The organism is Synechococcus sp. R5-15, from assembly GCF_047462035.1.
Classification (GTDB): domain Bacteria; phylum Cyanobacteriota; class Cyanobacteriia; order Thermostichales; family Thermostichaceae; genus Thermostichus.
Map to the genome: position 1 here is coordinate 1 of NZ_JANSIK010000053.1, position 8172 is coordinate 8172.

An 8172-nucleotide genomic window follows, 5' to 3' on the forward strand; every position below is an offset into this window, starting at 1 on the left:
CAGAGCAGGCTCAGGGCTACTGAAAGCCCGCTCCGTACCGCTTTAGCGGTCGGAGTCGGGTAGTTTACAGCAGAAAGTGGTAAGCCTACGGCACCGCACCGCTGCTGATAACGAGCTATACTCAGCTGCTGCTGGAGAGGCTGCTGGGGCCGGCCATAATGGGAAAACGCCATCCTGGCTGTGGCGGAATCCTTTGCGAGAGCTTGCCTGCATCCATGCTGGAGCACGACATCGTCATCATTGGGGGAGGGCTGGCCGGTTGCCGAGCGGCTTTGGAGGTTATGCGACGGGATCCCAGCCTCGACCTGGCCTTGGTGTCCAAAACCCATCCCATTCGCAGCCACTCGGTAGCAGCCCAAGGGGGCATTGCCGCCGCCTTACAAAATGTTGATCCGCAAGATTCCTGGGAGGCTCATGCCTTCGATACCGTCAAGGGATCCGATTACCTAGCGGATCAAGATGCGGTGGAGATTCTAGCCCGGGAAGCCCCTGAGGTGATCATTGACCTGGAACACCTGGGGGTCTTGTTCTCCCGCCTGCCGGATGGCCGCATTGCCCAGCGGGCCTTTGGGGGACACAGCCACCCGCGCACCTGTTATGCCGCCGACAAAACCGGGCAAGCCATTTTACACGAGTTGGTGAGCAACCTCAAGCGCTTTGGGGTCAAACTCTACGGCGAATGGTATGTGCTGGATCTGATCCTGGAGGACAACCAAGCCCAGGGCGTGGTGATGTTGGAGCAGGCCAGCGGACGGCTGGAAGTGCTGCGGGCCAAGGCGGTTATGTTGGCTACAGGCGGCTATGGGCGCATCTACAACTCTACTTCCAACGACTTTGCTTCCACCGGCGATGGCATGGCAATGGTGGCGCGGGCCGGCCTGCCTCTGCAAGATATGGAGTTTGTGCAGTTTCATCCCACGGGCCTGTATCCGGTGGGGGTGTTGATCTCAGAGGCAGTGCGTGGAGAGGGGGCCTATCTGATCAATGGGAAGGGGGAGCGCTTCATGGCCGCCTATGCCCCCAGCCAGATGGAATTGGCCCCACGGGACATCACCTCGCGGGCAATTGTTACGGAGGTGCGGGCCGGGCGCGGTATTGACGGCAAAGATTTTGTCTACTTAGACCTGCGGCATCTGGGGGCAGAAAAGATCCACACTCGGCTGCCCTTCTGTTGGGAGGAGGCCCATCGCCACTTGGGCATCGATGCGGTTGTCGATCCCATTCCGGTGCGACCGACGGTGCACTACTGCATGGGTGGGATCCCGGTGACGGTGGAGGGGCAGGTACTGCGGGATGCCCAAACCCGTGTGGAAGGGCTGTTCGCTGCCGGTGAAACGGCCTGTGTTTCGGTGCATGGGGCTAATCGGCTGGGCAGCAACTCTCTCCTGGAGTGCGTTGTTTTCGGGCGGCGCACAGGGGCAGCCCTGGTAGAAGCCGTCAGAGGTCGAGCCTTGCCGAAAGTGGACGAGGGATCCCTGCTCAAACAGGCCGCCAGCCGGATTGCCGGGCTCCTGGAACGATCAGGGAAGAGCCGCATTGATCAGGTGCGGAGGCAATTTCAAGATTGCATGACCGAGCATTGCGGCGTCTACCGCACCGAATCGGTTCTCCAAGAAGGGATCCAAACATGGCAACAGATCCGCCAGCGTTACGAGCAGGATTTGCGCTTGGACGATCGGGGCAAGGTGTGGAACACCGAGCTGATCGAAGCGCTGGAGCTGGACAACCTCATGACGGTGGGGGCCTTGATCCTCGCCAGCGCCCTGGAACGGCGGGAAAGCCGTGGCTCCCACGCGCGGGAAGATTACCCCCAACGGGACGATCAACGGTTTTTACAACACACCTTGGCTGCCTTTCGCGAGGGATCCCCTCAGATCAGCTATCGCCCCGTGGTGATCACCCGGTTTCCCCCTCAGGAGCGAAAATACTAACTTTCCAGAGGCCTCCCAGGCCGATTAGGATTGCTCTATCGTTCCCGTTAGCAGGATGGAGCCCCTTTCAAAATTATCCAATATCTAGGGATTCTATCTTCGCCAGCTTGAAATCTCGTCTACTGCCGGAGGGTCAGCCATGCAAGAAACCCTGGAGAAAGCAGCCGTCGCCCTGCAAGCGGAGCTGAATCTGGAGCCTTTTTGGATGCCCTTTACGGCCAATCGGCAATTTAAAGCCAACCCGCGCCTGTTGGTGGCCGCCCGAGACATGTACTACACCAGCCACGATGGCCGCCAAATCCTAGATGGGACTGCCGGGCTGTGGTGTGTGAATGCTGGCCACTGTCGTCCCCCGATTGTGGAAGCAATCCAACAGCAGGTGGCCCAACTGGACTACGCCCCAGCTTTTCAAATGGGCCATCCCAAAGCCTTTCAACTGGCAGAGCAGCTCATCCAGCTCACTCCTGCCGGACTGGATCACGTTTTTTTCACCAACTCTGGCTCTGAGGCGGTGGATACGGCCCTGAAAATGGCCATCGCCTACCATCGCTTACGCGGACAGGGATCCCGGCAGCGGCTGATTGGCCGGGAACGGGGCTACCACGGCGTTGGCTTTGGGGGCATCTCGGTCGGGGGCATCTCCAACAACCGCAAGTTTTTTGGCAGCCTCATTCCCGGAGTGGATCACCTGCCCCACACCCACAACCTGGAGCAAAACGCCTTTAGCCGCGGCCTGCCTCGCTGGGGATCCCACTTGGCAGAAGACTTGGAGCGGATCGTCGCTCTCCACGATGCCAGCACGATTGCAGCGGTGATCGTAGAGCCGGTTGCCGGTTCAACGGGGGTGTTGCTGCCGCCGGTGGGCTATTTGGAAAAGCTGCGGGCCATTTGCGACAAATACGGCATTCTGCTCATCTTCGATGAGGTGATCACCGGCTTTGGGCGTCTGGGATCCCCTTTTGCGGCCAATTACTTTGGGGTGGTGCCGGATCTGATTTGCTGTGCCAAGGGCCTCACCAATGGCACCATCCCGATGGGCGCGGTGATTGTCAAGCAAGAGATCTACAGCGCCTTCATGGAGGCTGCCGGTTCCGTTGATGACCTGCACCGTCCAGAGGACAACAGCAGGACACTCTCCTGGAGCCCCATCGAGTTTTTCCACGGCTACACCTACTCCGGCCACCCGGTTGCCAGTGCCGCCGGCTTGGCTACCCTGAACCTGTGTCGAGAAGAAGGCCTGTTCGAGCGGGCTGCCAGCCTTGCTCCCCTCTGGGAGGAGGCTCTCCATTCCCTACGGGGCTTGCCTCATGTCATCGATGTGCGCAACCTCGGCTTGGTGGGGGCAATTGAATTGGAAGGGATCCCTGGCCGACCGACAGCGCGGGCTTTTGAAGCTTTTTTGCGCTGCTACGAACGTGGGGTATTGATTCGCACTACAGGTGATACCATCGCCCTTTCCCCGCCTTTGATCATCGAGGAAGCCCATATTGAACACCTGATCGCCACCCTGAAGCGAGTTCTTCAAGAGCTACCTTAGTCCTGAATCGACAAGAGAGACTGCCTGAGGGAGTTAGAAGCTTCTGGGGCTGGGCGTCGGCGAAGGACTGGGAGAGGGACTGGGTCTGGGCGAAGGGGATACCGAGGGAAAGGGATTGGGGGTGCCGGTCGGCGTTGGCGAGGGGGAGGGACTGGGCGCAGGCAACACCCGTAAAGGAGCTTTGGCCGAAGCAATTCGGCCCTGGGTATCCGCCACCATTGCCGTCACCTCATAATCCCCGGTGGGAGCAGAAGTGGGAATGGTGATGGGGATGGTGCCAATGCAGGCTCTGCTGTTGGGCTGACAGCCGACGGCAGCGGCAGTGAAATCAAAGGTGAGGGTGAGGGGGCTTTGTCGGATTTCCACCCGGAAGCTGATGCCGGCCCCCAAACCTGCAGGAGTCGTCACGGCCACCAGCACGTTGAAGGGTACCGTCTGTCGCGCGTCCGTCAGGGCCACCACGGCAATCGAAGGCGGCTCTGCTGCAAAGGAAGCAGTGGGAGAGGGGCTGGGAGTGGGGAAAGGATTCAAGAGGGGAGTGGGGGTCGGGGTAGGCAGAGGGGTGGGCGGCGGCGTAGGGACAGGACTGGGGATGAGGAAAGGAGTGGGCGTTGGAGCCACCACCGCTATCGGCGTGATGGTAACCGCAGGCTGTTTGCCGGCATCTTCTTGGCAAGCCACAAGTGACAACGACAGAAGAGCGGCTACACTGGCCCTTATTACAGAGGAGGCTGCTAACGTCCAGCTCTGACGGAACCTATGGGGCTGCTGTCTCATGGGGTTTGACTCCTCACAACACAAAGCTTTGGGATCCTGCCGGTTCTGGGAGAGCCGAGCCTTGGTGGTGTCCAACTCAAAAACTCGGCCAGGCTGCTTCTCAGCCACAGCAGCGCTTACACGCTGCTAACACTATAGATAGAGTCTTAGCTTTTTGCAAACCCCATCTGTGGACTTCCCCTTTGGGGGTGAAGCTAGACAGAGGGGAACGACCTGGGCCGAGTTAGACTGGTAAGCGTGACAGCAAGACGAGGATCCATGGCAGCAAGGGCGGGAGCAGAACCATCTTCTGGCTGTGGAGAAGCAGAGGGGCAGACTGCCGTTGGCGTTGATGCCCTGTACCCCTCAGAAAACATCAGCGGGGCGGGGTATGCCCGGGAAGAGCTGCAAGAGGCTTGCGGGGTCTTTGGCATCCTGGCTCCAGGAGAGGAGGTGGCCAAGCTGGCCTACTTTGGCCTATTTGCCTTGCAGCATCGCGGCCAAGAATCGGCAGGGATCGCCACTTTTGAGGGATCCTTTTGCCGGGTTCACAAGGCGATGGGCTTGGTCTCTCAGGTCTTCGACGAGGTGAACTTGGCCCAACTCACCGGGGATCTGGCGGTTGGTCACACCCGCTACTCCACCACTGGATCCAGCCGCGTGGCCAATGCTCAGCCGGTGATCGTGGAGACTCGCCTGGGGCCGCTGGCTCTGGCCCACAACGGCAATTTGGTCAATGCGGAAGAGCTGCGGAAGGAACTGGAGGCCGCCGACCGGCACCTGACCAGCAGCACCGACTCCGAGTGTATTGCCCACGCCATTGCCCAGGCGGTGAACCAAGGTCAAGATTGGATCGCGGCCACTTGCCAAGCTTTGCGCCGCTGTCAGGGGGCTTTTAGTCTGGTGATCGGCACGCCAGAGGGCCTGATCGGGGCACGGGATCCCTATGGGGTGCGTCCGCTGGTGTTGGGGCTTTTGAGCAGCAACCCCGCTCTGGATGAGCTGCTGCAGTCAGAGATGCTGGAGATCATCTGCAGCGACGGCACCCTCAGCCACCCCGAGGCCGAGCCGCTGCATTACGTGTTGGCTTCAGAAACCTGTGCTTTGGATATCATTGGGGCCGACCCTCTGCGGCAGGTGGAGCCGGGAGAGTTGGTGTGGATCAGCCGTCAGGGGCTGCAATCGGTGCGTTGGGCGGAGGCCACCCCCAAGTTGTGCATCTTCGAGATGATCTACTTCGCCCGCCCAGACAGTTGGATGCACGGGGAAAGCCTCTACTCCTACCGGGTGCGGCTGGGAGAACAACTGGCCAAGGAGGCTCCGGCAGAGGCCGACTGGGTGATCTCCGTTCCCGATTCCGGCACGCCGGCGGCCATTGGCTATGCTCGCCAGTCGGGGATCCCTTACACCGAAGGGCTGATCAAAAATCGCTACGTGGGCCGCACCTTTATCCAGCCCACCCAATCCATGCGGGAGCGGGGCATTCGCATGAAGCTCAACCCCCTGGAAGATGTGCTGGGGGGGAAGCGGATTGTTATTGTGGACGACTCAATTGTGCGGGGCACCACCAGCCAGAAAATCGTCAAGGCCCTGCGCCAGGCGGGGGCTACCCAGGTCCACATGCGCATTTCCAGCCCCCCGGTCACCCATCCCTGCTTCTACGGCATCGATACCGATAGCCAGGATCAGTTGATTGCTGCCCAGCATTCCGTAGAGGAAATCGCCGAGAAGATTGGAGTGGATTCTTTGGCCTACCTGAGCTGGGAAGGCATGCTGGCTGCCACGGGCCGGGATCCCAACTCGTTCTGCTCCGCTTGCTTTACCGGCCACTACCCCATCCCCATCCCAGAAGGGCTGAAGCGCTCCAAGCTGGCCCTGGAACTGGTGGCTACTGGCAAGAGCCGCTAGGCTGCTCAGGGATCCCCGCTAGACTGAGAAGAAGAATTGCTTGGGGCAAGCCATGACTTTTCGCCTACGCCAATTGGGGGATCCCATCCTGACTCAAGTGGCTGAGCCGGTGACGGAGTTCAAAACGCCGGCCTTGCAGGATCTTATAGAAGGTATGCTGGCTACCCTGAAAGAGGCGCAGGGGGTGGGCTTGGCTGCTCCTCAGGTGGGATCCCTGCTCCAAGTGCTGATCGTGGCCTCTCGTCCCAATCCCCGCTATCCCAACGCCCCACAGATGCAGCCTTTGGTGATGGTTAACCCCCGTCTGTTGGCTTGTAGTGCTGAACAGGTGCTGGGTTGGGAAGGCTGCTTGAGTGTGCCCAATTGCCGTGGTCTGGTGGCCCGCGCCCGCGAAGTGGAGGTGGAGTATTACACTCCAGAAGGCGTTCAGCAAAGGGTGGTCTGGCAGGATTTTCCGGCGCGGATCTTTCAGCACGAATACGATCACCTGATGGGTCGGGTGTTCCTGCAGCGGCAGCCTCGGCAACTGCTTACCGAAGCCCAGTACCAAGCCCAGATTTTGGGTCAGCCCGCCTGAGGGATCCCACCATGCCCTACATGGTTATCTACGACGGCCTCTGCAACCTCTGTGCCACCGGCGTTCAGCTCTTGGAGCAACTGGATCGCGGACGGCAGTTTTGCTACGCCCCCATGCAAGATGCTTCTACCCTGGCCCAATGGGGGATCCCACCGGAGCAGGTGGAGCTGGGGATGATTCTCATCGATCTGGAGCACCCAGAGCGCCACTGGCAGGGATCCGCTGCCATTGAACAAATTGCCGCCCTTTTGCCGAGCGGGGAGGTGTGGCTGGCTCTGTACCGCAACTTTCCTGGCTTGAAGGTTCTGGGGGATCGAGGCTACGAACAGATCCGGGATCACCGCTACGAGTGGTTTGGCCGCCGCAACACCTTGTATTTGTCTGCCTACCCTGCTTGTGTTGCCTGCCGGGATCCCTTGGCCGAGGCTGAGGGAAAAGCTGCAGCACCAGCCGCCGGCAAGGCAGAAGCAAGCCGATAGCCAAAATGGAAGTTCCCTCTTCCTCAGCTCGCTATCTTGGATCAGGGAATTTGAAAAAGGATTGAATTCCTGTATCAAAGGTTAACCTTTCTAAGGGAATTCCCTGAACTGGTCTTGACCCTCTCTAAGCCCATAGCGAGAATAGGAACAAAGCAGCCAAAGGGGGGATGAGGCGTGCCTACAGTTACTGATAAAGATCTGGGCAATATCGATTGCAGTTTAGAGATCCTCCAGCCGGTTTTGAGAGGCAAGGATCCCAGAAGCGCAAACGGCGCCATCAAATGTTTTAGCCATTACAACGGAAAAGGCAGAGAGCTTCTCCTCCAAACCCTAAACCAACCTCTGGATTGGGAAAAGCAGTTTGCTCTCTGGACAACCCTAATGGATTCGGGTGATCCCCAACTTATCCAAATCGCGAAAGCCTATCCGGTTACCCTTCGTCCGGTGGGAGATCTGGGGGCAAAATTGGAGGCTGGCGAGCGAGATTTCCGCTGGGCGGATTTGAGAAAGGCCAACCTCAGTCAGCGAGATCTGAGTGGGGCAGACTTGAGAGGAGCAAACCTAAACCGCGCGAGACTGAGCCAGGTGAATCTCAGCCATGCCAACCTGAGCGGAGCCAATCTAACTCAAGCAGACCTCAGCGGGGCCGATCTGAACGGAGCCAACCTGAGCGGAGCCAACCTCCTGGGCACCAACCTCATCGGCGCCAGCTTGCTGGGGGCCAACCTAACGGACGCCAACTTGAGGTGGGTTGTCATTTCTCCCAAAACGCAGATGGATCCCAAGTGGCACCTGGTGTGGACAATCATCAACGGCGTTGCCCAGGGGGAAAGCCTAGCCCAAGCCGACTTGAGCGGAGCCAACTTGGAGCGGGCCGACCTGAGGGGAAGAGACCTGACGCGAGCAAATCTCAGAGGGGCGAGGCTGGCCGCGGCCAACTTGAGAGGAGCCAACCTCAGCCAAGCCAACCTCAGCGAGGCCAAC

General features: G+C 59.5%; 7 protein-coding genes. 6 read left to right on the forward strand and 1 reads right to left on the reverse strand.

The window, feature by feature from the left end; all coding sequences use genetic code 11:
• Positions 1–215 precede the first annotated feature (215 nt).
• The gene (locus NW839_RS05450) at positions 216–1931 is read left to right on the forward strand and encodes a succinate dehydrogenase/fumarate reductase flavoprotein subunit (RefSeq protein ID WP_414352086.1); all 1716 of its coding nucleotides are present in this window, start codon (positions 216–218) and stop codon (positions 1929–1931) included.
• A 139-nt stretch (positions 1932–2070) separates the two neighbouring features.
• Entirely contained in the window at positions 2071–3468 is a 1398-nt protein-coding gene (locus NW839_RS05455) for an aspartate aminotransferase family protein (RefSeq protein ID WP_414352087.1), read from the forward strand.
• Positions 3469–3501: 33 nt separating this feature from the next.
• On the opposite strand, the gene NW839_RS05460 is transcribed toward NW839_RS05455, so the two are convergent.
• Positions 3502–4158 (reverse strand): hypothetical protein, encoded by a 657-nt coding sequence (locus NW839_RS05460; protein ID WP_414352088.1) that lies wholly within the window; start codon positions 4156–4158, stop codon positions 3502–3504.
• 345 nt (positions 4159–4503) lie between these two features.
• Here NW839_RS05460 and purF point away from each other — a divergent pair, with 345 nt between their 5' ends.
• From purF to NW839_RS05480, 4 genes are all read left to right on the forward strand, one after another.
• Positions 4504–6132, forward strand: coding sequence for an amidophosphoribosyltransferase (purF, locus tag NW839_RS05465; RefSeq protein WP_011433712.1), 1629 nt, complete (start codon positions 4504–4506; stop codon positions 6130–6132).
• A gap of 52 nt (positions 6133–6184) precedes the next feature.
• Positions 6185–6709, forward strand: a complete 525-nt coding sequence (def, locus tag NW839_RS05470; RefSeq protein WP_414342313.1) for a peptide deformylase — start codon at positions 6185–6187, stop codon at positions 6707–6709.
• 11 nt (positions 6710–6720) lie between these two features.
• Entirely contained in the window at positions 6721–7188 is a 468-nt protein-coding gene (locus NW839_RS05475; protein ID WP_414352089.1) for a thiol-disulfide oxidoreductase DCC family protein, read from the forward strand.
• 381 nt (positions 7189–7569) lie between these two features.
• A partial coding sequence (locus NW839_RS05480) for a pentapeptide repeat-containing protein (RefSeq protein WP_414330394.1) occupies positions 7570–8172 on the forward strand: 603 nt, incomplete at its 3' end.

Bases quoted from the DNA above. Each gene is read 5' to 3' on its own strand.
- NW839_RS05450 (WP_414352086.1), top strand. From the start codon at position 216: ATGCTGGAGCACGACATCGTCATCATTGGGGGAGGGCTGGCCGGTTGC.
- NW839_RS05455 (WP_414352087.1), top strand. From the start codon at position 2,071: ATGCAAGAAACCCTGGAGAAAGCAGCCGTCGCCCTGCAAGCGGAGCTG.
- purF (WP_011433712.1), top strand. From the start codon at position 4,504: ATGGCAGCAAGGGCGGGAGCAGAACCATCTTCTGGCTGTGGAGAAGCA.
- def (WP_414342313.1), top strand. From the start codon at position 6,185: ATGACTTTTCGCCTACGCCAATTGGGGGATCCCATCCTGACTCAAGTG.
- NW839_RS05475 (WP_414352089.1), top strand. From the start codon at position 6,721: ATGCCCTACATGGTTATCTACGACGGCCTCTGCAACCTCTGTGCCACC.